Below are 24,329 nucleotides of genomic sequence, written 5' to 3' on the forward strand. Positions count from 1 at the left end.
TTCCGGGCCATTGCCACACGCTACGACAAGCTTGCCAGCACCTTTCTGGCCGCCGTTTACCTCGTCTCGGCTGTCATCTGGCTCAACTGACGACACGCTCTAGTGATTTTGATCTTTCTGACCGTCGCCCAATATGCCCGTAAGGAGACGGTGCGCGGGTACCTGACGCCGACCGCCGGCACGGCAAAGATCTTCATTCCGCGGCAAGGGACCATCAGCGCCGTTCACGTCAAGGAGGGCGAGATCGTCCGGCAAGGACAATCCCTTCTCACGATTGCCACGGCACAGATCGCGGCTGATGGCGAGGATGTCGATGCCGTCATCCTGGACACGCTCACCCACCAGCGCGACCTGCTTCGGCAGCAGATCGCAGCTCAGGAGGAGCGGACCGCCTCAGAGCGCGAACGCCTTTCGGCCCTGATGCGTGGCATTGAGGACGAGCTTGCTCAACTGGAATCGCAGATCGCCCTGCAAGGCGAACGCATACAACTCTCCGAAGAGCTTGCCCGCTCCGCGGCAGCGCTCAGTGCCCGCGGTCATATGCCCGAGACCGAATACCGTCAGCGCCAGGAAGCCTTGATTCAGCAAAGGCAAAACTTGGCCTTCCTACGCCAGCGTGCGGCCGAACAGAAGAGCCGGCTGACGGAAACCCGCTACTCGCTGGAGCAACTCCCGGCCGTGATGGCGGAGCGCATCCAAGCGTTGCGCAACGATCTCGCCCAAGCCGAGCAGCGCATCGCCGAAATCAACGGTCGCCGCGCCTACGTCATCAAGGCGCCCAGCGCCGGCCGGGTGTCCACCTTGCAGGCCACGGTCGGACGCGCCGCCGATCCCCGATACCTCCAGCTTGAGATTGTCCCTGCGAACAATGTGCTGGAGGCGGAACTGTTCGTCCCGACCCGGGCGATTGGTTTTGTGCGACCCGGGCAGGATGTCCGCGTCCTCTACGACGCCTTCCCGTACCAGAGCTTCGGCGCCTACCACGGACAGATCGTCCGCGTCTCGCAGACCATTCTGAAGGAATCGGACATTTCAGCCCCGGTCACGCTCCAAGAGCCCGCCTACAAGGTAACCGTCGCGCTCGATCGACAAGACATCGACGCGGACGGACAGCGCGTTCCCCTGCAGGCGGACATGCTGCTGCGCGCCGACATCGTTCTGGGCAAGCGCACGCTGATGAGCTGGCTCATCGATCCGCTCATCAGCGCCCGGAGGTGATCGCGATGGCGAGCCCGCTCAACTTCAGCGGTCGCGGCCGCCTGCCGGTGATCCAGCAGACGGAGGCAGCCGAATGCGGGCTGGCCTGTCTGGCGATGATTGTCTCCTACCACGGGCACCGCATCGACCTGAACACGCTACGGCGGCGCTACCCCGTGTCGCTCAAGGGCGTGACGTTGCGCGGCCTGATCCAGGTAGCGAACCAGCTGAACCTTGCGGGCCGACCGCTGCGGTTCGAACTGGACCACCTGCGCCAGCTGCGCCTGCCGGCCATCGTGCACTGGGACCTGAACCACTTCGTCGTCCTGAAGGCGGTCACCGGCACGGGCATCGTGGTGCACGACCCCGCCTTGGGCGAGAAAGCCTACGCGCTCGCCGAGGCCTCGAAGCACCTGAGCGGCATCGCGCTCGAACTGTCGCCCACCCAGGCCTTTGCGCCCAAGGACGAACGCGCCCGGCTGCCGCTGGGAAGTTTCTGGAGCAACACCCGGGGCACCGGCCACACGCTTGCCCAGGTCTTCGCGCTGTCGGTGATCCTGGAAGTCCTGGTCATCGCCGGACCCTTCTACATGCAGCTCGTCATTGACGAGGTGATCACAAAAGGCGACGTGGACCTTCTGGTCGTACTCGCGCTCGGCTTCGGGCTGCTGACCGCGATCACGGTCGCCGCCACGGCGATCCGATCGCTGATCCTGCTGATCCTGCAAAACACGCTGCATTTCCAGTTGGCCGCGCGCCTGTTCCACCACCTGATCCGCCTGCCGCTGGCCTTTTTCGAAAAGCGCCACATCGGCGACATCCTCTCGCGCTTTTCCTCCATCGAGCCGATCCGCAACCTGTTGGCCGAGGGGCTGATCACCGCCGTCATCGATGGCCTGATGGCGGTCGCCACGCTGGTCATGATCTTCGTCTTCAGCCCGCTGCTCGGGGCCGTCGTGGTGGGCGCGGTTGTTCTGTACGCCGTTCTGCGGCTCGCGCTGTACCAGCAGTTCCGGCAACGCAGCGAAGCGGCCATCCAGGAAAAGGCGAAGGAGAACTCCACCTTCATCGAGACCATGCGGGCGATGCAGAGCGTGAAGCTCTTCAACCGGGAGGACGAGCGCGAGGGCCAGTGGCTGAACCGCTACGCCGACTACGTGAACGCCAACGTGCGCATGGGACGGAGCAGGATCACCTTCAAGACGCTGAACGACGCCATCATGGGCGTCGAGAACATCCTGACCATCTATCTCGCCGCCCGGCTAGCGCTCGATGGCGCGCTGACCGTCGGGATGATTTTCGCTTTCATGAGCTACAAGAAGAATTTCACCGACAAGGCGGTGCTGCTGATCGAGCGGGGCATCGAATTCCGCATCCTCGACCTGCATCTGGAGCGCCTCGGCGATATTGCGCTGAGCCCGCAGGAGCCGGGCCACGATCATCTGCCGGCCTACCCGCGCCCGGTCCAGGGCGGCATTGAGCTTCGCAATCTCTGCTTCCGGTACGCCGAGACCGAGCCCTTCATCCTGGAGAACGTCAGCCTGCGGATCGAGCCCGGCCAGTTCGTCACCATCATGGGCCCGTCGGGCGGCGGCAAGACCACGCTGATGAAGATCATGCTCGGGCTGCTGGAGCCGACCAGCGGTGAGGTCCTGATCGACGGCGTCCCGCTCGCCACCATCGGAGCGCGGGCTTATCGCGAGCACATCGGCGCCGTGATGCAGGAGGACCAGCTCCTGTCCGGCTCCATCGCCGACAACATCTGCTTCTTCGACACGACCTTCGACCAGGAGCGCATGATCCACTGCGCGCAGCTGGCCGGGGTTCACGACGAGATCATGGCCATGCCGATGACCTACAACAGCCTGATCGGCGACATGGGGAGTTCGTTGTCCGGCGGCCAGAAGCAACGCCTGTTGCTCGCCCGCGCGCTCTACCGGCAGCCGAAGATCCTGTTCATGGACGAGGGCACGGCCCATCTTGATGTTGAGAAGGAACGGCACATCAACCAGAGCCTGAAGCAGCTCAGCATGACCCGCATGAGCGTCGCGCACCGCCCCGAAATTATGAGCGGCGCCGACAAGGTGCTTCGGCTCGGTGCGGCCGCGTGACGCTGAACTCCGGCCAACTGGTCGACATTGCATCGCCGCGCCCACGCTGGTCCGAACAGGGCGCCCCCCTCGCTTTTCAGGTGGGGGTGGGGGTCAAAAACGGTGAGCCGCCGCCGGGAGGGGCGGGGGCTCACGCAAAAAACCGGCGAAAGGTTCGGTGTCCCGATTGAAGTTGTTGTGTTGATTGCGTGCAGAAACGCCGCTCAAGAATGCCTGTGCTTCGGGACGCGGCTCTTTGGGCGCAGGATGCGCTCGGCCCACGCTTTTGGGCCGCCGCACGCGTCGATCTGATCCACGATGCGGCGGTTGTTGATGATGGGCCACGCACAACCGCACTTCAGGCAGTCGAGGATGTAATTGGCCCACGCCCGTTCGTCGTCCTTAAGACCGGAGCTGTAAAGCGCGCCAGTGTCCTCCGAGCCAGCGCGGCCAAGTCCACCGTATCGGCTCGCGTGGACTATACTGTGCCCGCCGATGTAGGCCCCATTTGGTCGTTTCACGCAGATCATGGCTCCCTCCGCCTCAATGTGGGAGTGCGTTTATGGTATTCTCCGATCCGGGAATTGATGAAGGCGGCAAAGCATCACATTGAACGCAATGGCTAACTTGTTCGGATGGCGATTGCGTGGATGGATTGTGGTATAATCCTGGTTTTCGTCTGTGGTTGTCTGAATAAAGTCATTGGCCGAGATTGTGTGGGTAATGCCCATGGATTGGGGAAGCCTTTTGGGTGCGCCTTCGCTGAGAATGGACTCTTGATTTCCTGGAGGTGTTCGGTGGCTACGTCTTCACACGGGGCGGTGATGGACCAGACGGCGGCAGCGACGGCACGCCCCGGCCATTACCGGATTTCGCAGAAAGTGCACGCGGCCATCGATGCCTTGGTGCACGGCGCGCGTTCGATCACCGAGGCTGCCGAAACGGCGGGAATGCGCCGTGAAGCGCTTTCTCGGGCGCTCCAGAAAAATCACGTTCAAGAGGAACTCGATCGGCGCGTGCGTGACGCAATACGCCGCCGTGGGGTAAAGGCGCTGGCCACCATGGAGCACCTGAGCGACAACGCCCGCTCCGAGTATGTCCGCCTGGAGGCGAGCAAGGACCTCGCCAACCGTGCCGGTTACATCCCGCCTAAGGACCCGCCGGCAACCGACAACGTCCTGATCGTCAACATCCGGATCGACGACGACACCCCGCCCATGGTGATTCATGGAGAGCCGAACGACGGCGCGGGCCGCCGGGGGAGCATCGCGTGAGTGCGGGGGCGGCTCGCGCGTAACGCTGGACCGCCGTCACGAGTCGTCCGCCGCCCGTTCCGGGGCCGCCAGCCCAACCGCCGCCAGCGCCGCCGCCGCGCGGCGACGCCAGCGCCGGCCGTAGGCGTTCAGACAGCGCAACAACCGGCCGTCGTCGTGGACCAACGCCCCGTCCGGCAGCACGAACGCCTTCGCGCCGTCCAGATGTTCCCCGCATCCGGCGCAGCGGTGTGGGTCGGGCCGCGCGCCATGCAAACGGTGCCACAGGTCGAGGGCGATGCCCCAGACGCGCCGCTCGGCGGCGGCCCAGCCCATCACCGGGGCGCGGGCCATCACTTCCCGGTCGAACCACCGTCCCCAGTCCGCCGGTTCGGCCTGGAGCGGTGCCGGGTGACGGGCATCGACTTCCGCCTCGGCGCGCCACAACCCTGCGTCGAATTCGCCAAGCGCAGCCGGGTCCCGCCAGTCGGCGTCGCAGTCGGTTGCCGGGGAAGGATCGCCTTCGCTCTCCCCCGTGCCGAAATTGCCGTTATTGCCGAAATTCGCGGTCGGGCCATTTTCGGCAATTTCGGCAATATCGGCATAGGGGGAAGCCGTCGCGTGGTCGCGCCCGTGGAAGCGGTCCAGCCACCTACTCACCGCGCGCCTCCCACACGCGCGGGTTGACGGTGTAATCCGCCCTCAGGCGCCCTCGCTCGCCGTCGCGGGCCGGTGACGGACGGAGCCAGTCGGCGTCCACCAGCCGCTCCACGGCGGTTTTGACCGCGTCGGGCGTGGTGAGGCCGGGCAAGCGGACCTTGCGGTAGAGGGTCTTGACGTTCACCGACTCGGGTCGCGCGTGCGCGATCCACCGGGCCAGGGTGGCGGCCAGCCGGTCCGCCTCTGGCAGCATGGCGTCGCCGTAGGCCCGCTCCGCCATCGGCACGAAGTAGTCCGTGGCCAGGGCGGCGGCGGCGATGACGGCCCGCCGCGAGACGGCCCTTGGTGGCGGCGTGGTCGCGTCCCAGGACCACCACAGATGCTCCAGCACCAGGGCCAGCCGCAGGACCATCCCCGGCATCTTGCCCAGGTGCCGGGCCAGCCGGTTGCCGGCGGCCCGCGTGGCGGTGTGATTCTCCGCGCGCCACTCCGAAAACACCGGCACGGCATCCTTGGCCAGGGACACCACCAGGGGCACTGGGGCGCCGTTCTCCCCGAGCCCCATCTCCAACGTCTGGAGGCGGTGGAGCGCCGCCGCCGCCTCGCGGTCGTCGCTCGCCCGCTGCGGCTGGGCCGGCGGGATGGGTTCCGGCCACGTCAGCAGCAGCCGGGCGGCCAGCCCGTCGTCGTCGCCGCTGAACAGCAGCGAGGACAAGCGGTCGGGCTGGATGCCGCCGAGGACCGACACCGTCAGGTGCCCGATGACGAGCGGCTTGCCGGCGTACTTGGCGCGATCCACCGTGAAGGGACGCCCGCCCGTCGCCTCCAGCCACAGCGCGCGCTCGGCGCCGCCGCCGGTGTAGCGGTCGAGCCCGGCCAGCCAGCCGGCCAACTCGTCGCGGAGCATGAGCACGCCCTTGGGCTGCCCGGCGAGGATCGCGGCCAGCGCCTCCGGCGTCGTGTCGGACACGCTCAGGCGGGGGCGGACCGGCTCCACCGGCTCCATGGCCACCGTCGGCTTGACCGGCGGCGGGGTGCCGTTCCGGTGGGCCTGACGCACCTCCTCCCGCCACATGTCGCACGCCACCTTGGCGGCCTCCTGCTCGGTCTGGAACCGGCGGTAGGTCTCCTCAAAGCCGACGGCGAGCCGCGTCTCGAAGTCGCGGATCATCGTCACCAAGGGTGCCATGGCGGGGGACTTGCCGGAGGCGGGGTCGCCCACCAACCCGATCCACAGCGCGGGGGGCTCCGCCCAATCCTTCCAGGGCGAGACCCAGCGGGCGTTGCCGATCAACCCGGCGGCGACGGCCAGGAGGCCGCACGCCGTGTAGTCGGGGGGCGTCGAGGTGGCCTCCGCCTTGTCGGCAATCCAGGCGGCCCACGGCCCGAAGAGTTCCAGCGGCAGGTGGGGCGGCGGGCGGCGGCCGTCGGCCACGATCAGCATGTCGGGCTCGGGCCACACCTCCGGGCTGTCGTGGCGGGCGGGCTCGAAGGGGGAGGCGGCGGCCAGCATGGCCCTCAGGCCGTCCGCGCCCTTGGAGCGCAGCAGGTCGTTGCTGTCCTTCACGCCGGCCGGCGGACGGGTCAGCTTGACCCGGAAACCGCGCTCGATCAGCCGGCGGGCGGCCTTTTCCACCGCGAGATCGGCGGCCTTCGGCGCGGTGCACCGCGTGGCGGCATCGTCACCGACGACGTTGTCGGCCACGATGACGGCGCAGGCGCCATCGGGAAGCGGCGGCTCACTGAAGGCCGATCCGAACGGGCAGAGCACCGGCAGCCCGGTGGCCTGCCACAGGCTGAGGGCGTCTTCCGGCCCGTCGCACACCAGCACCTCCGGCCCCGTGCCGGGCAGCCCCATGGCGGCGCCGCGCAGCAGCCCGTTGGTGCGCTTGTCCTTCTTGCCGTCAGCCTTGAGCCTTGCGGTGCCATCCGCGTTGAGAAAGACGCGCTGCACCGCCGTGACCTGGGTTTCGTCGGCGCGCGCGACGTAGAGCACGGCCCCGCTGGGGGCGTGCCAGCCAACCACGCCGCGCGGCAGACGCCTCGGGTCGATGCCCCGCCCGGCGAGGTAAGCGGCGGCCGGCGTGCCGGTGATCGGTCGCGCCTCCTGGATCAGCTGGAGGGCGGCGGCGATGCGGCGGGCTTCGTCGTCGCCGTCACCGGCCTGGGGGGCGGCGCCGATTTCGGCATCCGACAAGGGCGTGAACATCGCCTTACCCACGGCCGACCTCCAGCATGGCGGCGAGCTCGCGCGCGGCCTCCGCTTGCGTGGTGTTGGCGAGGTAGGCGGCGAGCGCGATGGGATCGCCCCCGGCGTCGCCCGTGGCGAAGTCGGCCCAGCGGCCGGTGCGCAGGTTGACCTTGAAGGAGCCCGGCGAACGGTCGGTCCGGCGCGGGTTGCGCGCGACGTACTCGTGCCCGTCCCGCTGGCCGTCCGGCAGCCAGCGCCTCAGCAGCGCCGGCAGCACCGCCAACGCGGCGGCGTTGATGCGCTGGAAGTCGAGGCGGTCGTGGCGGCACCGGCGCGGCGGAAGCGCGCCGGTTTGGCGCCGCCGCCGGGGCTGGAGGGGGCTCGGGGCCGCCTTACGCATCGCTGAGCCCCCCACGCTGGATGATCCAGTCGCCCAACCACAGAGGGATCACACCTTGCATACCGAGCCACACCACCACCGCCTTCGCCCGGCTCCGGAGGGCGTCGATCCGGCGGCGCATCACTCGCCCTCTAGGCCGGCGGTCAGCGCCTGGATGCTTTCGATGGTGATGAGCGTCTTGGTGCCGATCTTGACGCGCTTCAGCTTGCCGCTGTTGATGAGCTTGTGCAGCGTGGTGTTGCCGATGTTGCCCAGCAGGCAGCGGGCGGTCCGGCGGTCCACGAGGAGAGGTTTGAAGTCGTTCATCACGCCTCCGCAGTCTTCCGAAATCACGGCGGTCTGGCGCGAATGTGGAGGAACGGTGCGCACGGCGGTATGCACGCCGGTCTCGCCCTGTTTAGAGCACGTCTAACCGATTGCGGGTGGCCGTGATGACGCTGACGCGGTTGGAGAGAGCCGGCCGTCGGAGCGGCGCCTTCCGACGCCGCACGGGGCGGCAGTGACAGGCGATGCCTTGCCCTCCGCCCGGCGCGCCCGAGCGTAAGCCCTTCAGGCCGTGGAACGAAGCCGGCGGCCCTGACCGCAGCCGGCGAACGACGCGTCGCTGCCGGAAGGACCGGGCGGCGCACCGCCCGGCTTGAAAAAGTGAAAGGGGGGCAATTGCAAAAGTGCAAACAGCCGGTGCGCCTTCCTCGGGACGGCCCCCATCAGGCGCGCCGGGAGCGGCGGGCCAGCGGGACCACTTGGCTGCCGGTGCCGGTGCAGAAGGTCGCCCACAGGTCCATCAGTTTGCGGCGCTTCTCCAGCAGGTCCGACCGCCGGTAAGCGGCCTCCACCTTGCTTTCGACGGCGTGGGCGAGCGCCGCCTCGGCCACTTCGCGCGGAAAGTTCGTCGCCTCGGCCGCCCAATCCCGGAACGAACTGCGGAAGCCGTGAACCGTCGCCGGCACCGCCATCCGGCGCAGGAGCATCGACAACGCCATGTCGGACAGCGGCTTGCCGGCTTTGGGGCCGGGAAAGACCAAGGCGTTGGGGTCGCTGCCGCTGCGCAGCTTGCCCAACGCTTCCAGCACCGTCAGCGCGCGGGGGGACAGGGGAACCACGTGGGCCTTCCCCGCCTTCATGCGGCCTTTCGGAATGGTCCACAGCTTGGCTTCGAGATCGAATTCGGACCAGCGCGCGCCGCGCGCCTCGCCCGAACGGACGCCCGTCAGGACAAGCAGCTCCAGCAACAGCTTCACGACCGGGCCGGCCTTGGTGGTGTTTCGGAGCTCGGCCAGGAACGCCGGAACGTCCCGCCAGGGCAGGGCCGCGAAATGCTCTTGCCCCTTGGGCTGCTTGGGCAAGCCCTTGGCGACGCTCCGCACGGGGTTCTCGCCGGTGCGGAAGCCCCGCGCCATTGCCCAGTCGAGGACGGTGCCGATGCGCTGGCGCACCCGGCGGGCCGTCTCCGGCTTGTCCAGCCAGATCGGCAGCAGCGCGTCGCGCACCTGGGGCGTGTCGATCTTGTCCACGGTCACCTTGCCGAAGGCGGGAAACGCGTATTCCTCCAGCGTCGCCAGCCATTGCGCCGCGTGCTTTTTGTTCTTCCACGCGTCCTTGTGCTCGGCGTGGCAGGCGCGGGCGGCGTCTGCGAAGGTCGGGACGACGCGCGTCGCCTTGCGCTTTTCGGCCACCGGATCGAGGCCCGCCCGGACCTGCCTGCGTATGCGGCCGGCCTCGTCGCGCGCGTCCGCCAGCGACACGTCGCGCTCCGAGCCCAGCCCGAAGTCGCGCCGGCGGCCGTCCTTCTGGATGCGCAGCACCCACTTGCGCGATCCGTCCGTGCCGATGACCAGCATGAGCCCGCGCCCGTCAACGTAGCGCCCAGGCTCCTTGAGGGTGCGCACGCGCGCGGCCGTCAGCTTTCCAGCCATGGGCATTCCTCCGCCGAACGAATACGCCCCACATCCCGTCCCACACTCTAACGCGGATGCGGGCGAATTGGAACGAACCGGAGAAAATTCCTATTGAGAAAAGCCGAGCTAAGACAATGGGGTTAGTGGCTGCGCGCGAACCGCTGGGAACCCATGTTAGGAAGACATCCCCTCCGCCACCCCCTCTGGCTTAGCTTCCCAAACTTAAATCTTAAAATCGTCAGGCACTGTCCAGCGATTGCAGTGAACCGTCGGGCGTCGGCTTTCGGCTCGTCAGTGGGTTGACGACAGGCGGCGGCGTGCAAGCGCGCGGTGAAGACGCATGCGGTCGGCGACCGTGCGAAGGCGGCCGTTGACCCCCGGGGCGAAGAGATGGTCCAGATTGCGGCCGAACAGCTCCCAGCTCCGCACCGGTCCCGTGTCGATGTGAAGGAAGAATGAGCGCGGGTACCAGCCCACGCCGCCGCGTTTCAGCTCCAAAGCCTTGCGGTGCGCGTCGGGCAGGCGCGACGGGAAGGTGACGTCGAGCGCCTTGCCGAGCAGGTGTTGGCTGTGTTCGGCCACGCCGAGGCGCTGGGCGGCCAGCTTGGCGTTCGTTTCGGGCGTTCGGAAGGCGGAAAGGATCGTTGCCTTGCTCTGTCCCACGGCCTCCATGATGTCGGCCAGGAGGTCGAGCGTCCCGACATCCACCGGACCCACCTTGTTGGCATGATGATCGCGCAGAACCTGCGCCAGATCGGCCATCGCGTCGGCCAGTGGGCCGTCGGCGTCGCGGTAAGGACCGTTGAAGGTCTCGCCCGTGTGCTGGTTGCGCAGGGAGAGGCGGCGCGCCGTCATCGGCTGCGCCAGGGCGACGGCGGGCATCAGCAGCAGCACGCCGCAGCCGGCCAATACGTTGCGGCGTTTGAGGGACATCAGGGGCATGACCCGGACAGTTCTTTCCGTGCGCGGGGATGAAGTCAAACGATTTGGCTGTGACGCTGGACGTCGTCCCGTCAATGCTTCGTCGAGGCGCCCTGCTCGGTCGGGAAAAGGGCGGAGGTGAGGTCGCCGATCAGGGCCTTGAAGGCCGGGTCGTCCGGTCCTTGCGGATGGTCGAGCCAACCCGTGGCCGACGTCATCGCGCCGCCTCCCAAAAGGCCCAGGATGCCCGTGCCGCCGATCAGCCCGAAGAGGCCCGTCCTTCGGCAGAAGGCCGCCTGAACCACGATGGGACCGCCCGGCGGCTTGGTCTCGATCGGCTGGCCGCTGCACAGGTAGGAACTCACCATCGTCTGCGCCGGGTTGAACGCCAGCACGACGTCGTAGTCGGGCCGGGCCGTCTGGTTCGGCACGGTGGTGAAATTGGTCTGCACGCCGGTGATCCGGTTCTGCATGCCGTCGGTCACGCGCTGGCCGAAGCCCTGCGGGCCGATGCCGAAGGGGTCGCCATAGACGATGACGCGAAGGTCGCGGTCGGCCGCCGCGTAGGCGACCTCTCCCGTCGTGTAGATCGAGGCGGGGACGTTCGCCGTAACGCGCTCGTTGGCGCAGGCCGCCACGGCGGCGCAGAGGATGAGGATCGCGGGACGAAGAATGCCGGCCATGGAACGCCGCAGGTTAGGGTGATCACCGAAGCATAGATCGTATGGAAGTGCTGGCAAGACAAGCACCCGCATCGGTCGTCCTTCGCCTCATTCGCTCCGGCACCGTTCGTGCGTGAGGCTTTCGTGCGCTTCGGGTTGTCGAGTCATGCGACCGCCGCACCGCCATAGTCTCTGGCGCACCCTTCGGACGACGCTGGCCGCCGGCCTGACGCTGATGCTGGCCGCCGGCTGCGAGACCTATGATCCGGGCAACCCGCTGATCGGGCGCTGGACGCTGACCGCGCCGATCGGCATGGGGATGGCGCTCGGCACCTACGAATTCCGCCGGTCCAGCATGAGGGCGCTGGGCATCGACATGCCGGTCAGCTACGCGGTGTCCGGCAACACCGTGACGGTCGTGCCGGAGAGCTTCGGGCCGACCCTGGAAATCGACCTGATCGACCAGGACACCGCGCGCCTGCGGGATCCCCTGACCGGGGGCCTGATGACGCTCCACCGCCTCCGTTCCTGACGGAGAGCACCGGCGGCCATTTTTGCTCCGCAACGCGAGTCCTGGCGGGCGAAATCGGGTTATCGTGCCTGGGCGTGCGGGGGCGTGCGTGGGGTGGGGGCGATTTCAGGCCAACCAAAGCAGAGGAGTCTCAATGGCCAGCCGTCTTTTCGAACCGATTCAGCTTGGACCGCTGCACCTGCAGAACCGAATCGCCATCGCCCCGATGTGCCAGTATTCGGCGCAGGACGGCAAGGCGGGAAGCTGGCACCTGATCCACCTCGGCCATCTCGCCCTGTCCGGCGCCGGGCTGATGTTCCTGGAGGCGACGGCGGTCGAGCCGCAGGGGCGAATCAGCCCGGGCGACCTCGGCCTCTGGTCGGACGAGACGGAGGCCGCGCTGGCCGCCGTGCTCGACGCGGTGCGCCGGGAATCGGCCATGCCCATCGGCATCCAGCTGGCGCACGCCGGTCGCAAGGCCTCGACCCAGGCGCCCTGGGAGGGTGGCCGGCAGCTGACCTACGAGGAGGGCGGTTGGGATTGCGTCGCGCCGTCGCCGATCCCGCACGACCCCAGCGAACGGGAACCGGTGCCGCTGGACGAGGCCGGGCTGAAGCGGGTGCGCGACGGCTTCGCCGCCGCCGCCGAGCGTGCGGGGCGGATCGGGCTGGACACGATCCAGGTGCACGCCGCCCACGGCTATCTGCTGCACCAGTTCCTGTCGCCGCTGTCCAACCGGCGCGAGGACGCCTATGGCGGGAGCTTGGAAAACCGCATGCGCTTCCCGCTGGAGGTGTTCGACGCGGTGCGCGCGGCCTTCCCGGCGGACCGGCCGGTTGGCGTGCGCGTGTCGGCCACCGACTGGGCCGAGGGCGGCTGGGACCTGGATCAGACGATCGCCTTCGCCCAGGCCCTGAAGCAGCGCGGCTGCGCCTACGTGGACGTGTCCACCGCCGGCCTGACGCTGGCGCAGAACATCCCCGTCAAGCCGGGCTTCCAGGTGCCCTTCGCGGAAGCCGTGAAGAAAGCGACCGGCCTGCCGACCATCGCCGTCGGGTTGATCACCGAGCCGTTGCAGGCCGAGGCCATCATCGCGAACGGGCAGGCCGATATGATCGCGCTGGCCCGCGGCATCCTGTACGACCCGCGCTGGCCGTGGCACGCGGCGGCGGCGCTGGGCGCGGAGGTGCGGGCGCCCAAGCAGTACTGGCGCTCCCAGCCACGGGAATACAAGCGGCTGTTCGGAACGACGTCGATCGAACAGCGCTGAGGGCGAACTCTGAGGGAGGACATGGAACGGCCCGCATCCGTCGCCGGTGGCGCGGCGAATGCGGGCCGGGGTGGTCAGCAGCAGCAGGGCTGGAGGCGCGCCGCGAACAGGATGGAAATCGCGGCGCTCACCGCCTCGGACAGGCTTGCGCCCAGATGGCGGGCGCGGAGCGCTTCGGCCGCAAGGTGCAGAGCGGCGTCTTCCGAGAAACGCTCGATGGCATAGCAGAAGACTTCCGAAACGATTCGGCAGTCACCGTCGTCGATAGTCATTTTTTGTCTCTAACCGTATAACCCTATTGCGCAAGCTAGCGCTGGGCTGCCTAATTTTCGGTTGACGGTTGGCTTCGGCGTTGCTTTCGCCGCAATGGTCTCATTCTTCTCATAATCTGTTGGCTTTCGCGACGATTGCATCAATGACGAAAGCCGCCGCGCACCGCACCATGGCATGCTCTTTTCCGTTTCGCGCTTAGTCCGCTGGCAAAACCTCGGGCAATCGCTATCATCGCGGGAAAAGCTCACCGGGAGGGCATGCCGCTGTGGCGATTCAGGACACCATCGACCCTCAATCCGCGAGTTTTCCGTCCGCGCCGCGCGCCGGCCGCCCCCGGATCGTCCCCCCGGTTCCCGAGACGCAGCCGGTGGACCTGCCGTCGCTGAAGCTCATAAGGGCCTTCCGCACGAACACGCTGGCCTCCTGGCCGCACCGGGCTTTCGAGGAAGGGGTGCTGGAGCGGCGCGTGCTCGGGCGGCCCAGCTACCTGCTGAATGATCCCGGCGCGATCCGGCGGATGCTGGTGGAGAACGACGCGAACTACACCAGCACGCCGGTGGTCAAGCGCATCCTGGGTCCCATCGTCGGCGACGGCCTGCTGCTGGCGCGCGGCGAGTCGTGGAAGCGGCAGCGGCGCACGCTCGCCCCTTCCTTCACCCCGCGCACCCTGCCGATCCTCGGCCGCCATGTGGTGCTGGCCGCCGAACCGGCGCTGGACAGGCTGGCCGCCATGGCGAAGGGCGGGGGTGGCTGCGACCTTCTGGAAGTGCTGCAGGCGCTGGCGCTCGACGTGGCGGGGCGGTCGATGTTCTCGCTGGAGACGGAGCGATTCGGGCCTCTCCTGCGCGGCATGATCCAGCACTACAACGAAGGGCTGGCCCGGCCGCGCCTCACCGACTTCCTGCCGCTGGGCGTGCCCACGCTGGCCGATCTGCAACGCCGGCGCTTCCGGCGGGAGTGGCGGGCGCTGATTGACGGCATCATCGCCGAGCGTCGGCAGGCCGGGCGTTCCGGCGAGGCGCGCGATCTGTTCGACCTGATGGACGAGGCGCGTGATCCGGAAACGGGGGAGGGCTTCACGCCCGAGCAACTGCGCGATCAGGTCGCCTCGATGATCACGGCCGGGCACGAGACGACGGCGCTCGCCATGTTCTGGGCCTGCTGGCTGTTGACCCTGGCGCCCGACGCGCAGGACCGCGTGGCGGAGGAGGCGCGGGACGTCGATTTGTCCCCCGACAAGGCGCACAGGGCGCTGGCGCAGCTTCCCTTCACACGGGCGGTGGTGGACGAGACGCTGCGGCTGTTCCCGCCGGTCTTCGCCATCGTGCGGATGTCGCTGGGGCCGGACCAGCTTGGCCCCTTCCGGGCGCCGGCCGGCTCGATCGTGATGGTGGCGCCCTGGGTGATCCACCGGCACCGCAAGCTGTGGTCCGATCCCGACGCCTTCGATCCGGACCGCTTCCTGCCGGGCGCGCCGCCCCCGCCGCCCTTCGCCTTCCTTCCCTTCGGCACGGGGCCGCACGTCTGCATCGGCGCGCAGTTCGCGACGATGGAGGCGGTGGTGGTGCTGGCCGCCCTGGTCCGCCGGTTCCGCCTGTCGATTCCGGATGGCGCGCGGCCGGTCCTGCCCGTCGGCATCGTGACGACCCAGCCGGACCACAGCCCCTCCTTCCGGGTGAGCCCGCGCTGACCCCTCCGGAAAGCCCGACTTGCCGCCGTGGAACTTGCCCACCATCCTAGCTGCAAAACGAGATTTGGCGGGAATGGAGAGGGCCGTGATGAAACGATGGACGGTGGGAGCCTTCGCTCTGGGCATGCTGCTGGCCGCCGGGGGCGCGCAGGCGGCCGACACGGTGCGGGTCGGGTCGAAGCTGGACGCGGAAAGCGGGCTTCTCGGCACCATGATCCTGCAGGTGCTGGAGGCCAACGGAATCCCGACCGAGAACAAGACCCGGCTCGGCCCGACCAAGATCGTGCGCAGCGCGCTGCTGGCGGGGGAGATCGACGTCTATCCCGAATACACCGGCAACGGCGCCTTCTTCTTCAACATCGACAGCGATCCGGCCTGGAAGAACGCCGGGGCCGGCTATGAGAAGGTGCGGCAGCTCGATCAGGAGAAGAACAACATCGTCTGGCTGAAGCCCGCGCCGGCCAACAACACCTGGGCCATCGCGCTGCGCCGCGACGTGGCGGCGCCGAACAAGCTTTCCACCATGGAGGATTTCGCCCGCTGGGTGGGCGCCGGCGGCAAGGCCAAGATCGCCGCCTCCGCCGAGTTCGTGGAGAGCCCGGCGGCGCTGCCCTCCTTCCAGGGCACCTACGGCTTCGCCCTGCGCCCGGAGCAGATCCTCGTGCTGGCCGGCGGCGACACGGCGGCGACCATCCGCGCGGCGGCGGAGGGCACGTCGGGCGTCAACACCGCCATGGTCTACGGCACCGATGGCGCCATCGCGGCGCTGGACCTCGTGGTCATGCAGGACACCAAGGGCGCCCAGATGGTCTACGAACCGGCGCCCACCGTCCGCGCCGCCGTGCTGGAGAAGAACCCGAAGATGCGGGAGGTGCTGGACCCCGTCTTCGCCAGCCTGGACACGGAGACGCTGCGCGGGCTGAACGCCAAGATCTCGGTGGAGGGGCAGGATCCCAAGCAGGTCGCCACCGCCTATCTGAAGTCCAAGGGCTTCCTGAAATAACGGGATGCCCACCGCGACGGGACGCCCCGCCATCCTGACCAACCGCGTCGCGCTGCTTCTGGCGGCCTCCCTGGCCTCGGCCGCGCTGATCCTGCCGTTCCTGAGCTTCGCGCCGAACCGGCTGCTGTCGGGGCGGGGGATCGCGCTGGCGGGGGCGGTCGATTCGGCCTGGGGCTGGGTGGCGCTGCTGCCGGGGCTGGTGCTGCTGGCGGTGCCGTTCCTGCGGCCCGCACGCTGGGTGGCCGGGGCCTATGTCGCGGCGGGGGTGCTGTTCGCGGCGGGGCTGGTCTGGCTGGCGGGGGAGCATGCGCGGCAACTCGCCGCCACGGCGTCCCCGGCGGCGCGGACCTCCTTCGGCGCGGGCTTCTGGGTGATGGAGGCGGCGGCGCTGCTGGCCGCCATGGACGGCGTGCGGCGGCTCGGGCTGGCGTCCATCGGACGCATCGCGGTGGGCGGCACGGCGGCGGCGCTGATCGGCCTCCAGATCGCCGGCGGGCATCTCGACCAACTGTCCATCATGAAGGAATACGCGAACCAGCGGGACGTCTTCGCCGCCGCCGTGCTGCGGCACGGGGTTCTGGTCGTGGCAGCGCTGGTGCCGACGCTGCTGATCGGCGTGCCGCTGGGCGTGCTGGCGCAGCGCGTCCGCCGCGTGCGGCAGGCGGTGTTCCCGGTGCTGAACGTCGTCCAGACGGTGCCGTCCATTGCGCTGTTCGGGCTGCTGCTGGCGCCCTTGTCGGCGCTGGCGGCGGCGCTGCCGGGGCTGGGAATCGCCGGGGTCGGGCCGGTGCCGGCGGTGATCGCGCTGACCTTCTATGGCCTGCTGCCCATGGTGCGCAACACCGTGGAGGGGCTGGACGGCGTGCCGCCCGCCGTGCGGGAGGCGGCGCGCGGCATGGGCATGACCCCGCGCCAGATCTTCCTGAAGGTCGAGGTGCCGCTGGCCCTGCCGGTCTTCCTGTCGGGGCTTCGGATCACGCTTGTCCAGGCGGTCGGGCTTGCGGCGGTGGCGGCGCTGATCGGGGCCGGCGGGCTGGGCGCGATCATGTTCCAGGGGCTGTTCGCGAACGCGCTGGACCTCGTGCTGCTGGGGGCGGTGCCGGTGATCCTGCTGGCGGTCGCGGTGGATGCGGCACTGACGCTGGCCATTTCCCTGGTGGCCGTGTCGCTGGTGGGGAGGCGTCCGGCATGATCGACTTCGACGGCGTGACCAAGCGGTACGAGCCCTGGGTGGCCGTGGACAACGTGTCCCTGACCGTGGAGGCGGGAGAGTTCTGCGTTCTCATCGGCCCGTCGGGGTCGGGCAAGTCCACGCTGATGAAGATGATCAACCGGCTGGTCGTGCCGGAGGAAGGCACCATCCGCGTGGAGGGGCAGGACATCGCCCGCCTGCGCCCGGAGGAGCTGCGCCGCCGCATGGGCTACGTGATCCAGAATGTCGGCCTGTTTCCGCACTGGACGGTGGAGCGCAACATCGCCACCGTGCCGGCGCTGCTCGGCTGGCCGAAGGCGCGGGTGCGCGACCGGGTGGCGGCGCTGCTGGACCTGCTGAAGCTCGACCCGCGCCGCTTCCTCGGCGCCTACCCGCACCAGCTCTCGGGCGGGCAGCAGCAGCGCGTCGGCGTTGCCCGCGCGCTGGCGGCGGAGCCGCACATCCTGTTGATGGACGAGCCCTTCAGCGCGCTCGACCCCATCACGCGCGCCGCCTTGCAGGCGGAGATGGCGACCATCCACAAGGCCACGGGGACGACCATCGTCTTCGTCACCCATGACATGGACGAGGCGCTGAAGCTCGCCAACCGGATCGCCGTGCTGGACCATGGCCGGCTGGTCCAGCATGGCACGCCGATGGAGATCCTGACCCGCCCGGCCAACGACACCGTGCGCGACCTGATCGGGCGCGAGGATTGGGGGCTGAAGCTGCTGGCCGTGGAGACGGTCGGCCAGCGCGCCCGCCCGGACAGCGCCGCTCCCGGCGTCCCGCTTCCCAGCAGCGCGCCGCTGCGCCAAGCCCTGGCGGAGATGGTCGCGCGCGGCACCGACCGGCTGCCGGTGGTGGACGAGCAGGGGCGGCCGGCCGGCGTCCTGCACCTGTCGGATCTCGTGCGGCCCGAGGGACTGCCATGAGGGGCGGGACCGCCACGGTGCGCTGGCGGATGCGCTTCCTGACCGACCGGCTGATGCTGGCGGCCGTGGTCCTGGTCGCGCTGGTGCTGGGCATGCCGGCGCTGAAGCCGCTGTTCGCGGCGCTGTTCCCCACGCTCGACCGGCCGCTTTACGAGGCGGACAGCTTCCTCGCCCTGACGCTCGACCATCTGGCGCTGGTCGGGCTGTCCAGCCTGACGGCGGTGCTTGTGGGGGTGGCTGCCGGAATCGTCGTGACGCGCCGCTGGGGGGCGGAGTTCCGCGGCATCCTGGAGGCCATCGCGACCATGGGCCAGACCTTCCCGCCCGTGGCGGTGCTGGCCGTGGCGGTGCCCGTGATGGGCTTCGGCCCGAAGCCGGCGCTGATCGCCCTGACGCTCTACGCCCTGCTGCCCATCGTGGAGAACACAGTGGCCGGGCTGGAGGCGGTGCCGGATTCGGTGCTGGAGACGGCGCGCGGCCTCGGCATGGCGCCGGCGGACATCCTGCTGCGCGTGGAACTGCCGCTCGCTGCCCCGGTGATTCTGGCCGGGGTGCGCACGGCGGTCATCATCAACGTCGGCACCGCCGCCATCGCCTCCACCGTCGGGGCGAAGACGCTGGGGCTCCCGATCATCGTCGGGCTGAACGGGTCGAACCAGGCCTACGTCATCCAGGGCGCGGTGATCGTCGCGGCCCTGGCGGTGGTGCTGGACTTCGGCTTCGACCGGTTGACGGCGCTCGCCTCGCGCTGGCGCAAGGCGTGAGCGTCAGCCCGGCTTGGCCACCAGCCACGCCTCCAGCACCAGCAGGTCGTTCACGGGATAGCTGCGGAAGCGCGAAGCGAGCGGGATGCGCGCCAGCTCATCCTCCTTCCCGCGAACGACGTCCGCCTTCACGATGGTGAAGCCCGCGTCCTGGAAGGCCCGGCGGTGGTCGGTGATGCGCAGCCGGCTGAGCGGGATGATCGGGTTGTTGATCAACCGCCACACCGGGTCCGAATAGCGCAGGAAGTTGAAGAAGGAGATCTTGCGGTCGAAATAGGCGTACTCGTCGCCATAGTCGACCCAATGGCTCATCACCGTGTTGGGACCGCTGATCCGCTTGAAGGTGGTGAGCAGGCCGACGAGCTGGTCGTAGGTGAAATACTCCAGCACCGCGTGGGAGAGGATGAAGTCCGGGGGCGCGCTGCGCGGCGCCGATTGCCCCAGATCCCCGATGTGGAAGGTGATGCCAAGCGTGCCGAGCTGGGCCATCAGGTCGGCCGGCGCGGTCTCGCGCAGGATGCCGGCCAGCCGTTCCAGACGCCCGGGGATCACCGGAAGGTGCTTCGCGAGCTGGCTCCGGTCCGCTTCCACGAACATCCGGATCGTCGCCTGAAGCCGTTCGGGTGTCGCGTGGGGGGCGAGGTCCCAGGTCTCCACCTCCCGCGCGCCGGCCAGCCAGAGGCCGACCGGGACGATGGGGTGCCAGCCGGTCCCGACCTCCAGCACGGAAAAGTCGCCGGGGTTCCCGCCGCGGCACTGGCGGAAATACTCGAAATGAACGCCGCAGGCCCGAAGCTGCCCGGCGAACCGCTCCGGTGACAGGCGGAGCGAATGGGCGACGTGGGTCTGCAGAAGCTCGTTCCAGCGGTGGGCGTTCGGCAAAGCCCCTACAATGCGCTGCGCTGCTGCCTTGATGAGCCAGGAGGGCATGGTCGTACCGCCGTTGCGTTGTATGCAAAGGCGATCCTACAGTCCCAACGCGCCGATTCCGGTCCGTTATCTTTGGCTAACGCAATCGCGTTCACGATTGCGTATTGGGCGTCCTTCGGACGGCTCCTCATGGACACCAGAGGATGCAGGCGTGGAACAGGCGGTGTACCGACCACTCCACCGCCAGCAGCACCAGAAGCGGCGGCACCGGGTACAGCGCGGCGCGCCCCGCCGGACGGCCGCGCCAGCGCACCGCGTTGACGGCGAGCAGCAGGCCGACCGCCGCCCCCCAGCAACCCAGGATGAAGGAGAAGGCGAGGGTGGTTCCCACCCCCCGCGCGCTCCACGGCGCGTCCAGGATCATGACGCTGGCGAAGGCCAGGGCGAAGGCCGGCACGCTGAGCAGCCCGTAGAGGATGCTGACCAGCGAGCCCGGCGCCGACAACGGAACGCCGGGACCGCCGGCCCCGCCCTGATTCGACATGACCGTCACCGGGGCGGGATGCGCAGGACCTGACCGGGGTAGATCTTGTTCGGGTCCTTCAGCATCGGCTTGTTCGCCTCGAAAATCTTCCCGTAAAGCTGGGCGTCGCCGTAGACCTTCTGCGCGATGGCCGACAGCGTGTCGCCCTTCTCCACGGTGTGGAATTGGCTCTGCATGTTCGGCTGTTCCGACGGGGCGACCGTCGGCTGGTCGGCGTTGGAGCGCACCACCGTGGTCTGGTCGTCCACGCGCGACACGCCCTTTACGTTGCCGAGCGCGACCGCAATCTTCTCCTTCTCCTCCTGCGAGGTGACGTTGCCGCGCACGGTCACCGTGTCGTCGGCCACCTGGATGTCCAGCCCGTTGGCCGGCAGGCCCAGCTGCGAGACGTGGCGCTTCAGCTCGTCCGGGGTCGGGGTGTCGGCGTCGCTCACCTTGTCGCCGGAGTCGCGGCGGAAGAAATCGAACAGGCCCATGGCGTCCTCCTCTCGTCGTGTCGAACCGAGAGAACACCGTGCGGCCTGGAGGGTTTCCGCCGATCCTTTCCGGCGGCACGCTGTTACACAGTGCATGACCCATAAGAGGGGCGGGTCCGTTCAGCCCTGGCGAAGGAGGCAGCGATGAATTCGTCCGACGACTGGCGGATCCCGCCGGAGTTCCAGCCCGATCCCGAGGCGCTGGCCTTCGATTTGGACCGCGCGCTGTCCGCCGTGGTGTCCCTGCGCGCGACCGTGCCCGAGGACGCCTACACGGCGGAGGTGCTGGGGACCGAGCGGGCCGGGCAGGGGGCCGTGATCCGCGAGGACGGCTTGGTCCTGACCATCGGCTATCTGATCGTGGAGGCGGAGGACATCTGGCTGACGACCAACGACGGCCGCGCCGTGCAGGGCCATGTGGTCGCCTACGACCACGGCAGCGGATTCGGGCTGGTGCAGGCACTGTCGCCGCTGGGCACGCCCGCGCTGGCGCTCGGCAGTTCCCGCCATGTGGAGGTCGGGGATTCGGTGGTGGTGGGTGGGGCCGGCGGGCGCGCCCGGTCGCTGACGGCGCGTGTGGTGGCCCGGCAGGAGTTCGCCGGCTATTGGGAATACATGATCGACGACGCGCTGTTCACCCTGCCGGCGCACCCGAACTGGGGCGGCACCGCGCTGCTGGGCGCCGGGGGCGAGCTGCTGGGCATCGGGTCGCTTCAGCTCCAGTACCGGGCGCAGGGCGAGCGGATGCTGCCGCTGAACATGAGCGTGCCGATCGACCTGCTGAAGCCGATCCTGGACGACCTGCTGACCCACGGCAAGGTCGGCGGGCCGTCGCGTCCGTGGCTCGGCCTCTACGCCACACAGGACGAGCAGGAGCGGGTGGTGCTGGTCGGGCTGGCCGGCGACGGTCCGGCGCAGCGGGCGGAGCTGCGCGCGGGGGACGTGGTGCGCGCCGTGGCGGGGAAGCCCGTGGGCTCGCTGGCGGACTTCTACCGGGCGCTGTGGGCGCTGGGACCGGCGGGCGTCGACGTGCCGATGACGCTGGAGCGCGAGGGCGACGTGTTCGACCTGCGCGTGGGCTCCAGCGACCGCGAGCGCTTCCTGAAGGGTCCGAAGCGTCACTGACACGCTGTTCGTTCCCCCTGGCGTCCGGCGCGGCGATGGCCGAAGATCGCGCTGAACGCGAACAAACGGGAGGAAGGAACACCATGACCGGGTTGGACGTGACGCGCCAGGGGCGGGTGATGCTGCTGACCATCGACGACCCGCCGACGCGCAACGCCCTGGGGCTGGCGCTGATGGCCGGATTGCGCGATGCGGTGGAAGGGGCCTCGACCGACGACGAGGTCGGCGCGCTGGTGCTGACCGGGGCGGCGGGGACCTTCTGCTCCGGCGGCGACCTGAAGTGGCTGGACGCCAGCCGCACCGTCCCGCGCGAACAGATGCGCGATGCGCTGGAGGGTTTCCACGGCCTGATCCGCGCCATGCGCGCCTGCCCGAAGCCGATCATCGCGGCGGTGGAAGGGGCTGCGGCCGGGGCGGGCTTCCCGGTGGCGCTCGCCTGCGACCTCGTCGTGGCGGCGGAGGATTCAATCTTTGCGCTGGCCTACATCAAGGTGGGGCTGACCTCCGACGGCGGCGGTTCCGCCTCGCTGGCGCGGTCCCTGCCGCCGCAGCTCGCCGCCGAGATCCTGTTCGAGGGTGGGCGGATCGGTGCGGAGCGTCTGGCGCAGCTTGGTCTGATCAACCGCGTGACCGCGCTGGGCGGCGCGCTGGCCGAGGCCACCGCCTGGGCGGCGCGCCTGGCCGACGGCCCGACGGCCGCGCTCGGCCGCGCCAAGTCGCTGCTGGAGGCGGCTTACGGCGGCATGGACGCGCAGCTCGACCGCGAAGCCGACGCCTTCGTGGAGTCGCTGTTCCATGCGGAGGCCGGGGAGGGCATCGCCGCCTTCTTCGACAAGCGCGCGCCGGCTTTCCCGAAGGGGTAGGCGCCCGATCCCCCCTTTCCCATCGACGATGGGAGAGGGGGTGAAAGGGTGCCTACACGGGCATCCATTGGGTGTGCACCATGCCCGGACGGTCGGTGCGTTCGTAGCCGTGGGCGCCGAAGAAGTCGCGCTGGGCCTGGATCATGTTCGCCCAGAGGCGGCCGCTGCGGTAGCCGTCCCAGTAGGACAGGGCCGAGGCCATGGCCGGAACCGGCACGGCGGCCAGCGCGGCCGTCGCCACGGTGCGGCGGAAGCCGGCGTCGCCCCGCGTCATCAGCGCGGCGATGTCCGGGTCCAGCATCAGGTTGGGCAGCTCCGGCGCGCGGGTCAGCGCGGTCAGGATGCGGTCCAGCAGGCGGGCGCGGATGATGCAGCCGCCCCGCCAGATGCGCGCCACCGCGGCGAGGTCGATGTTCCAGCCGAACTGCCGGCTGCCGGCGGCGATCACCGCGAAGCCCTGCGCGTAGACGGCGATGCGCCCGGCGAGCAGCGCGTCGCCGACCGCCGCGACGGGATCCTCGAAGGCCGGGACGTGCGGCGGGGGAAAGGCCTCGGCCGCGCGCAGGCGTTCGTCCTTCAGGGCGGACAGGCAGCGGGCGTGCACCGCCTCCGCGATGGTCGGGGCGGGCATGCCCAGCTCCAGCGCCGTGGTCGCGGCCCAGTGGCCGGTGCCCTTCTGCCCGGCGGCGTCGCGGATCACCTCCAGGATCGGGGACTGGGTCTCCGGGTCGCTGGTGCGCAGGATGGCAGTGGTGATCTCCATCAGGTAGGAGGCCTGCTCGCCCCGGTTCCACGCCGCGAAGGTCTCGGCCAGCGCCTCGTAGGAGAAGCCGGAGACGTTGCGGAGCAGGTGATACCCCTCCGCGATCAGCTGCATGTCGGCGTATTCGATGCCGTTGTGGATCATCTTCACGAAATGACCCGCACCCTCCGGCCCGACGCGGGCGAAGCAGGGCTCGCCGTCCGGCGCGCGCGCGGCAATGGCGGTCAGCAGGGGAGCGACCGGGGCCAGCGCCTCCGCATCGCCGCCGGCCATCAAGGCGGGGCCGTGGCGCGCCCCCTCCTCACCGCCCGACACGCCGAGCCCGACGAAGCGAACGCCGCTGCCGACGGCCAGCGCCGCGCGCCGGTTGGTGTCGCGGAAGTGGGAATTGCCGCCGTCGATCAGCACGTCGCCGGGCGACAGGCGCGGAAGAAGGGCGGCCGTCAGCTCGTCCACCGGCGCGCCGGCGGGCACCATCATCAGGATGACGCGCGGGGACCTCAGCGCGCCCAGCAACGCCTCCAGCGAGGTGCAGGGCACGGAGGCCGGAACCTGCGCGGCGAAGGAGGACCGGCGCCCCTCGTCGAGGTCGTAGCCGGCGACCGTCGCGCCGTGATCGGCCAGATTGGCTGCGAGGTTGCGCCCCATGACGCCCAAGCCGACGACCGCGATGTCGGCCTTATTCCCTTGCATCATCGCGAGGGTCTCCCGTGAGTTCCGTGTTCCGGCTTCAAATCATGAACACGCATCCGCCGGACATGGTTCGCCCGGCGGACGC

At 69.2% G+C, this 24,329-nt stretch carries 25 protein-coding genes and 1 pseudogene; 13 read left to right on the forward strand and 13 right to left on the reverse strand.

Translation table 11 applies throughout. From position 1 onward, the window contains the following. From ACSVC7_RS21200 to ACSVC7_RS21210, 3 genes and pseudogenes are all read left to right on the forward strand, one after another. Positions 1 to 90: pseudogene (locus ACSVC7_RS21200) on the forward strand (IS5/IS1182 family transposase); the annotation flags it as partial. A 12-nt stretch (positions 91 to 102) separates the two neighbouring features. Then, positions 103 to 1,218: a beta-barrel domain-containing protein gene (locus tag ACSVC7_RS21205; RefSeq protein WP_448206662.1), complete on the forward strand. Its 1,116-nt coding sequence runs from the start codon at positions 103 to 105 to the stop codon at positions 1,216 to 1,218. A 5-nt stretch (positions 1,219 to 1,223) separates the two neighbouring features. After that, a complete protein-coding gene (locus ACSVC7_RS21210) occupies positions 1,224 to 3,308 on the forward strand; it encodes a peptidase domain-containing ABC transporter (RefSeq protein WP_448206661.1) in 2,085 nt (694 codons plus the stop codon). 203 nt (positions 3,309 to 3,511) lie between these two features. Here ACSVC7_RS21210 and ACSVC7_RS21215 read toward each other — a convergent pair whose 3' ends face one another. Further along, on the reverse strand, positions 3,512 to 3,817 hold the full coding sequence (locus tag ACSVC7_RS21215; RefSeq protein WP_448206660.1) for a hypothetical protein: 306 nt from the start codon (positions 3,815 to 3,817) through the stop codon (positions 3,512 to 3,514). Positions 3,818 to 4,111: 294 nt separating this feature from the next. Here ACSVC7_RS21215 and ACSVC7_RS21220 point away from each other — a divergent pair, with 294 nt between their 5' ends. Then, complete coding sequence (locus ACSVC7_RS21220; protein ID WP_448206659.1) at positions 4,112 to 4,561, forward strand: hypothetical protein; 450 nt, start codon at positions 4,112 to 4,114, stop codon at positions 4,559 to 4,561. 36 nt (positions 4,562 to 4,597) lie between these two features. Here the strand turns inward: ACSVC7_RS21220 and ACSVC7_RS21225 are convergent, their stop codons facing one another. The 7 genes from ACSVC7_RS21225 to ACSVC7_RS21255 all read right to left on the reverse strand — a co-directional run bounded on the left by ACSVC7_RS21225 (position 4,598) and on the right by ACSVC7_RS21255 (position 11,293). Continuing rightward, entirely contained in the window at positions 4,598 to 5,200 is a 603-nt protein-coding gene (locus tag ACSVC7_RS21225) for a hypothetical protein (protein ID WP_448206658.1), read from the reverse strand. After that, positions 5,193 to 7,421, reverse strand: coding sequence for a DUF3987 domain-containing protein (locus tag ACSVC7_RS21230; protein ID WP_483508601.1), 2,229 nt, complete (start codon positions 7,419 to 7,421; stop codon positions 5,193 to 5,195). Before ACSVC7_RS21230 ends, ACSVC7_RS21225 begins: the two co-directional genes overlap by 8 nt. Further along, the gene (locus tag ACSVC7_RS21235; protein ID WP_448206657.1) at positions 7,414 to 7,791 is read right to left on the reverse strand and encodes a hypothetical protein; all 378 of its coding nucleotides are present in this window, start codon (positions 7,789 to 7,791) and stop codon (positions 7,414 to 7,416) included. Before ACSVC7_RS21235 ends, ACSVC7_RS21230 begins: the two co-directional genes overlap by 8 nt. Positions 7,792 to 7,911: 120 nt before the next feature. Then, on the reverse strand, positions 7,912 to 8,097 hold the full coding sequence (locus ACSVC7_RS21240; RefSeq protein WP_448206656.1) for a helix-turn-helix domain-containing protein: 186 nt from the start codon (positions 8,095 to 8,097) through the stop codon (positions 7,912 to 7,914). Between the two features lie 401 nt (positions 8,098 to 8,498). Then, a complete protein-coding gene (locus ACSVC7_RS21245) occupies positions 8,499 to 9,707 on the reverse strand; it encodes a tyrosine-type recombinase/integrase (RefSeq protein ID WP_448206655.1) in 1,209 nt (402 codons plus the stop codon). A gap of 273 nt (positions 9,708 to 9,980) precedes the next feature. Next, positions 9,981 to 10,622, reverse strand: a complete 642-nt coding sequence (locus tag ACSVC7_RS21250) for a YcbK family protein (RefSeq protein WP_448206654.1) — start codon at positions 10,620 to 10,622, stop codon at positions 9,981 to 9,983. An 80-nt stretch (positions 10,623 to 10,702) separates the two neighbouring features. Continuing rightward, positions 10,703 to 11,293, reverse strand: a complete 591-nt coding sequence (locus ACSVC7_RS21255) for a hypothetical protein (protein ID WP_448206653.1) — start codon at positions 11,291 to 11,293, stop codon at positions 10,703 to 10,705. A gap of 145 nt (positions 11,294 to 11,438) precedes the next feature. On the opposite strand from ACSVC7_RS21255, the gene ACSVC7_RS21260 reads away from it, so the two are divergent. Next, positions 11,439 to 11,804 (forward strand): hypothetical protein, encoded by a 366-nt coding sequence (locus tag ACSVC7_RS21260; RefSeq protein ID WP_448206652.1) that lies wholly within the window; start codon positions 11,439 to 11,441, stop codon positions 11,802 to 11,804. 133 nt (positions 11,805 to 11,937) lie between these two features. Continuing rightward, the gene (locus ACSVC7_RS21265; protein WP_448206651.1) at positions 11,938 to 13,053 is read left to right on the forward strand and encodes an NADH:flavin oxidoreductase/NADH oxidase; all 1,116 of its coding nucleotides are present in this window, start codon (positions 11,938 to 11,940) and stop codon (positions 13,051 to 13,053) included. Positions 13,054 to 13,127: 74 nt separating this feature from the next. On the opposite strand, the gene ACSVC7_RS21270 is transcribed toward ACSVC7_RS21265, so the two are convergent. Beyond that, positions 13,128 to 13,325 carry a hypothetical protein gene (locus ACSVC7_RS21270; protein ID WP_448206650.1) on the reverse strand — a complete coding sequence of 66 codons (198 nt, stop codon included), beginning with the start codon at positions 13,323 to 13,325 and terminating at the stop codon, positions 13,128 to 13,130. A 266-nt stretch (positions 13,326 to 13,591) separates the two neighbouring features. On the opposite strand from ACSVC7_RS21270, the gene ACSVC7_RS21275 reads away from it, so the two are divergent. The 5 genes from ACSVC7_RS21275 (at position 13,592) to ACSVC7_RS21295 (ending at position 18,910) form a co-directional block, all read left to right on the forward strand. Then, positions 13,592 to 15,016 (forward strand): cytochrome P450, encoded by a 1,425-nt coding sequence (locus ACSVC7_RS21275; RefSeq protein ID WP_448206649.1) that lies wholly within the window; start codon positions 13,592 to 13,594, stop codon positions 15,014 to 15,016. A gap of 88 nt (positions 15,017 to 15,104) precedes the next feature. Continuing rightward, positions 15,105 to 16,019, forward strand: coding sequence for a glycine betaine ABC transporter substrate-binding protein OsmF (osmF, locus tag ACSVC7_RS21280; RefSeq protein ID WP_448206648.1), 915 nt, complete (start codon positions 15,105 to 15,107; stop codon positions 16,017 to 16,019). A gap of 4 nt (positions 16,020 to 16,023) precedes the next feature. Continuing rightward, a complete protein-coding gene (locus tag ACSVC7_RS21285) occupies positions 16,024 to 17,211 on the forward strand; it encodes an ABC transporter permease (protein WP_448206647.1) in 1,188 nt (395 codons plus the stop codon). Further along, a complete protein-coding gene (locus tag ACSVC7_RS21290) occupies positions 17,208 to 18,146 on the forward strand; it encodes an ABC transporter ATP-binding protein (RefSeq protein ID WP_448206646.1) in 939 nt (312 codons plus the stop codon). The genes ACSVC7_RS21285 and ACSVC7_RS21290 overlap by 4 nt, the downstream gene beginning before the upstream one ends. Then, positions 18,143 to 18,910, forward strand: coding sequence for an ABC transporter permease (locus ACSVC7_RS21295; RefSeq protein ID WP_448206645.1), 768 nt, complete (start codon positions 18,143 to 18,145; stop codon positions 18,908 to 18,910). Before ACSVC7_RS21290 ends, ACSVC7_RS21295 begins: the two co-directional genes overlap by 4 nt. Before the next feature lie 3 nt (positions 18,911 to 18,913). Here ACSVC7_RS21295 and ACSVC7_RS21300 read toward each other — a convergent pair whose 3' ends face one another. From ACSVC7_RS21300 to lysM, 3 genes are all read right to left on the reverse strand, one after another. Beyond that, positions 18,914 to 19,840: a hypothetical protein gene (locus ACSVC7_RS21300; RefSeq protein WP_448206644.1), complete on the reverse strand. Its 927-nt coding sequence runs from the start codon at positions 19,838 to 19,840 to the stop codon at positions 18,914 to 18,916. A gap of 127 nt (positions 19,841 to 19,967) precedes the next feature. After that, positions 19,968 to 20,324, reverse strand: coding sequence for a hypothetical protein (locus ACSVC7_RS21305; RefSeq protein ID WP_448206643.1), 357 nt, complete (start codon positions 20,322 to 20,324; stop codon positions 19,968 to 19,970). A 5-nt stretch (positions 20,325 to 20,329) separates the two neighbouring features. Beyond that, complete coding sequence (lysM, locus tag ACSVC7_RS21310) at positions 20,330 to 20,800, reverse strand: peptidoglycan-binding protein LysM (protein WP_448206642.1); 471 nt, start codon at positions 20,798 to 20,800, stop codon at positions 20,330 to 20,332. Between the two features lie 144 nt (positions 20,801 to 20,944). Between lysM and ACSVC7_RS21315 the strand changes: the two genes are divergently transcribed. Together ACSVC7_RS21315 and ACSVC7_RS21320 are read left to right on the forward strand one after the other, a co-directional pair. After that, entirely contained in the window at positions 20,945 to 21,925 is a 981-nt protein-coding gene (locus ACSVC7_RS21315; RefSeq protein WP_448206641.1) for a S1C family serine protease, read from the forward strand. 83 nt (positions 21,926 to 22,008) lie between these two features. Then, entirely contained in the window at positions 22,009 to 22,788 is a 780-nt protein-coding gene (locus ACSVC7_RS21320; protein WP_448206640.1) for an oxepin-CoA hydrolase, alternative type, read from the forward strand. A 52-nt stretch (positions 22,789 to 22,840) separates the two neighbouring features. On the opposite strand, the gene gnd is transcribed toward ACSVC7_RS21320, so the two are convergent. Continuing rightward, positions 22,841 to 24,247 carry an NADP-dependent phosphogluconate dehydrogenase gene (gene gnd, locus ACSVC7_RS21325; protein WP_448206639.1) on the reverse strand — a complete coding sequence of 469 codons (1,407 nt, stop codon included), beginning with the start codon at positions 24,245 to 24,247 and terminating at the stop codon, positions 22,841 to 22,843. Positions 24,248 to 24,329: the final 82 nt, after the last annotated feature.

Source organism: Azospirillum mesophilum (genome assembly GCF_053470405.2).

Coding starts and splice junctions, on each gene's coding strand:
- ACSVC7_RS21210 (WP_448206661.1), top strand. CDS start 1,224: ATGGCGAGCCCGCTCAACTTCAGCGGTCGCGGCCGCCTGCCGGTGATC.
- ACSVC7_RS21215 (WP_448206660.1), bottom strand. CDS start 3,817: ATGATCTGCGTGAAACGACCAAATGGGGCCTACATCGGCGGGCACAGT.
- ACSVC7_RS21220 (WP_448206659.1), top strand. CDS start 4,112: ATGGACCAGACGGCGGCAGCGACGGCACGCCCCGGCCATTACCGGATT.
- ACSVC7_RS21235 (WP_448206657.1), bottom strand. CDS start 7,791: ATGCGTAAGGCGGCCCCGAGCCCCCTCCAGCCCCGGCGGCGGCGCCAA.
- ACSVC7_RS21240 (WP_448206656.1), bottom strand. CDS start 8,097: ATGAACGACTTCAAACCTCTCCTCGTGGACCGCCGGACCGCCCGCTGC.
- ACSVC7_RS21245 (WP_448206655.1), bottom strand. CDS start 9,707: ATGGCTGGAAAGCTGACGGCCGCGCGCGTGCGCACCCTCAAGGAGCCT.
- ACSVC7_RS21250 (WP_448206654.1), bottom strand. CDS start 10,622: ATGTCCCTCAAACGCCGCAACGTATTGGCCGGCTGCGGCGTGCTGCTG.
- ACSVC7_RS21255 (WP_448206653.1), bottom strand. CDS start 11,293: ATGGCCGGCATTCTTCGTCCCGCGATCCTCATCCTCTGCGCCGCCGTG.
- ACSVC7_RS21260 (WP_448206652.1), top strand. CDS start 11,439: ATGCGACCGCCGCACCGCCATAGTCTCTGGCGCACCCTTCGGACGACG.
- ACSVC7_RS21265 (WP_448206651.1), top strand. CDS start 11,938: ATGGCCAGCCGTCTTTTCGAACCGATTCAGCTTGGACCGCTGCACCTG.
- ACSVC7_RS21270 (WP_448206650.1), bottom strand. CDS start 13,325: ATGACTATCGACGACGGTGACTGCCGAATCGTTTCGGAAGTCTTCTGC.
- osmF (WP_448206648.1), top strand. CDS start 15,105: ATGAAACGATGGACGGTGGGAGCCTTCGCTCTGGGCATGCTGCTGGCC.
- ACSVC7_RS21285 (WP_448206647.1), top strand. CDS start 16,024: ATGCCCACCGCGACGGGACGCCCCGCCATCCTGACCAACCGCGTCGCG.
- ACSVC7_RS21290 (WP_448206646.1), top strand. CDS start 17,208: ATGATCGACTTCGACGGCGTGACCAAGCGGTACGAGCCCTGGGTGGCC.
- ACSVC7_RS21295 (WP_448206645.1), top strand. CDS start 18,143: ATGAGGGGCGGGACCGCCACGGTGCGCTGGCGGATGCGCTTCCTGACC.
- ACSVC7_RS21300 (WP_448206644.1), bottom strand. CDS start 19,840: ATGCCCTCCTGGCTCATCAAGGCAGCAGCGCAGCGCATTGTAGGGGCT.
- ACSVC7_RS21305 (WP_448206643.1), bottom strand. CDS start 20,324: ATGTCGAATCAGGGCGGGGCCGGCGGTCCCGGCGTTCCGTTGTCGGCG.
- lysM (WP_448206642.1), bottom strand. CDS start 20,800: ATGGGCCTGTTCGATTTCTTCCGCCGCGACTCCGGCGACAAGGTGAGC.
- ACSVC7_RS21315 (WP_448206641.1), top strand. CDS start 20,945: ATGAATTCGTCCGACGACTGGCGGATCCCGCCGGAGTTCCAGCCCGAT.
- ACSVC7_RS21320 (WP_448206640.1), top strand. CDS start 22,009: ATGACCGGGTTGGACGTGACGCGCCAGGGGCGGGTGATGCTGCTGACC.
- gnd (WP_448206639.1), bottom strand. CDS start 24,247: ATGATGCAAGGGAATAAGGCCGACATCGCGGTCGTCGGCTTGGGCGTC.